The following is a 2,733-nucleotide window of genomic DNA, read 5'->3' on the forward strand; positions in this document are numbered from 1 at the left end:
ACTAGAAGATAACAATCCTCAAGCTGTGCACAATTTAAAAGAAGCTATTGGTATTGCTCAAAAAGTTAACAACGAAAGCAAAGCTAAAGCTGCTCAAGGTATTTTAGACAAAGCAATCAATACTTTTAAAAATGCAATTAAAACTCCTGAAACTGCTAATTTAACTGATTTAAAAGCTAAAATTTCAGCAGCACAGGCTCAAATTATTAATGATCTAAAAAATACACATCCAAAAGCTGTTGAAAAATTAGAACAAGCAATTCAAAAAGCTCAAGACGTTAAACTTGAAGGACCAGCCAAAGCTGCTACTGATCAATTAGACAAAGCGATTAAAGCTTTTAAAAACGAAATTAAAACTCCTGAAATAGAAAATTTAAACGCACTAGAAGCTAAAATTTTAGCAGCACAAGCCGAAATTACTAATGATCTTAAAGACACACATCCAAAAGCTGTTGAAAAATTTGAACAAGCAATTCAAAAAGCTCAAGATGTTAAACTTGAAGGACAAGCAAAAGCTGCTACTGATCAATTAGACCAAGCAATCAAGGCTTTTAAAGAGGAAATTAAAACTCCTGAAACTAAAATAAATCTTAGTGACATAAAAGGCTTACAATTAGATTTAGGCCCAATAGCGAATGTTAATCACGAGACCATTAAACAAGCATTTTTAGACAAAAATAAAAATCTAAAAGAATTTGCAAATTTGGATATTTCTAATTTTGATGTTAAACGTAACCCAAGTGGTTCAGAAACAATTATTAGAATAAAAGGGAATAATCCTCGATATGAAGGTTCAGTTCGAGTGACATTTACCACTAATTCGATTGGTGAATAAAATAAAAAACCAATATTTAATGAAAGATTCATTGCAAAATGAATCTTTTTTGTTGAAAAAGTGAAAAATTTTGCAAAAAAGTGAAAAATTTTCAACTTTTTCTCTAATCTATAATGAGAAGCAATTCTCTTTTACCTAAAAATGTAATTAAGGAAGGAATTTTTATTTATGAAAAAAGCATTAACCATTCTCGGAAGTTTTGCTACTCTGGGAGCAACAATGTTATCTGTTGTTGCTTGTGCAACACCAAATATTGAGAAACCAAAACCAAAAATCAATCTTAGTCAAGTTGCAAAAATCGCTAAAACGTTACCAAAGTTAAATAATGACCAAAACGATACAATCATTGCAGCATTTGTCAAAGCAAACAAACAAACTGACCAAATCAATCAATTACAAATTGATGATTTGGAAATCAAAAGTAAGCCAATTAATAATGTAGCAGTAATTTCTATTAAAGATAGTCATCGAGATTATCAAGGAGCATTTTATGTCCAGTTTGAATTAAAAACAGATTTGAGTGAAGATATTGATTTAGGTAGTTTTAATAGCATTAATAAAACCATCATTTTAAAGACATTTTTAAAAATTAAACAAGATGATAAAATCTTCACTAAGATCTTAAAAACTAGTGACTTTATAATCGATACTGACCCCAAGGGAGTGAATGCGGTTATTTCCATTAAAGATGAGCAACCTGATTATTGTGGTTCATTTTATTTAACTTACAAAGTCAAAGAAAAACTTAGCCAACTTGCAGGTATAGTAACAGAACTTCCACTTTTAAAAGAAAAAAGTGAAAAAGCAGTTTTGGCAGCTTTTATGCAGGCAAATCAAAATATCTTGCCAACTGAACATTTGCCAATAAGTGATTTTAAAGTCCGTTTTTCCCTATTAAATGATCAACAAGCAACTATTTCTATTGTTCACGACAATCAAGACTATCAAGGGGAACTTGTAGTCACATTTTTATTAAAAAAAGATTTAAGTTTAACACCAGGATTAAGTACTTATGTAGTAGATTTGGGAATTTTTGATCAATGTCGTATTATGGAAACTTGATTAAAAGTGAATCAACATCTTGAAGGTATTAAAGATTTGCAAATTAAAGATTTGAAACTTACACTTATTAAATTTACAACTTATGAGATTTCAATTATTGACACCCACCCTAAATATCAAGGAACATTTTCGATCCTTATGAGGAAAACAATTGATTTTGATAAAATACCAGATATGCAATTTGCTTTACATGTGGCGGAATGAAAAACTGATCATGATGTGCTTCAAGCATTTTATAATGCAAATCACTCTATTTTAGCTAAATATAATCTTGATCGAATAGAAGAATTTGAAATTCTTGAAAGACCAACAACTGATAGTGCAATAATTCGCATTAAATCTCACAATGAATATGTGGGGCAATGTACGGTTACTTTTACTTTGAAAAAAAATATTATGAAACTGTCTTTAACCAAAGATTTTCCCAATTTTAAAAATAAAAGTAATGCAGAAATTTTAGAAGCATTTTTAAGTGATGAGAATAATAAAAAAATATTACCTAATTTAAAAAAAGAAAATTGTATTATAGTTCATTTTGATGGCAATAAAGGGGGATTATTGATTATTTCGGACTCCGACAATGACTATGATGGTGTTGTTTTCATAAACTTAGTATAAACATTACTATTTCAACCATGCCAATTACCAGCGAAAACAAGTTTTATTTAAAGTATTTTTAGATGCATAATAAACACAAAAAATAATTCTAGACAATCAATCAACATCTAAAACAAAGGTAGACGGGTCTTTACGGATTTTTGTGTAAATTCATTTTTACTCATTATTCAATTACGACCCTCCCTTCAAACATTATATAAAAGTGAGCCAGTGCAGAT

2 protein-coding genes are annotated in these 2,733 nt (G+C 29.3%); both read left to right on the top strand.

The genetic code is table 4. From position 1 onward, the window contains the following. On the top strand, window positions 1-835 hold an 835-nt coding region (locus P695_RS06215; RefSeq protein WP_035026622.1), incomplete at its 5' end, for a hypothetical protein. 168 nt (window positions 836-1,003) lie between these two features. Beyond that, the gene (locus tag P695_RS0104780; protein WP_028127082.1) at window positions 1,004-2,515 is read left to right on the top strand and encodes a hypothetical protein; all 1,512 of its coding nucleotides are present in this window, start codon (window positions 1,004-1,006) and stop codon (window positions 2,513-2,515) included. Window positions 2,516-2,733 lie beyond the last annotated feature (218 nt).

Origin of the sequence: Williamsoniiplasma lucivorax ATCC 49196 (genome assembly GCF_000518285.1) — a bacterium.
GTDB classification, from domain to species: Bacteria; Bacillota_I; Bacilli_A; order Mycoplasmatales; family Mycoplasmataceae; genus Williamsoniiplasma; species Williamsoniiplasma lucivorax.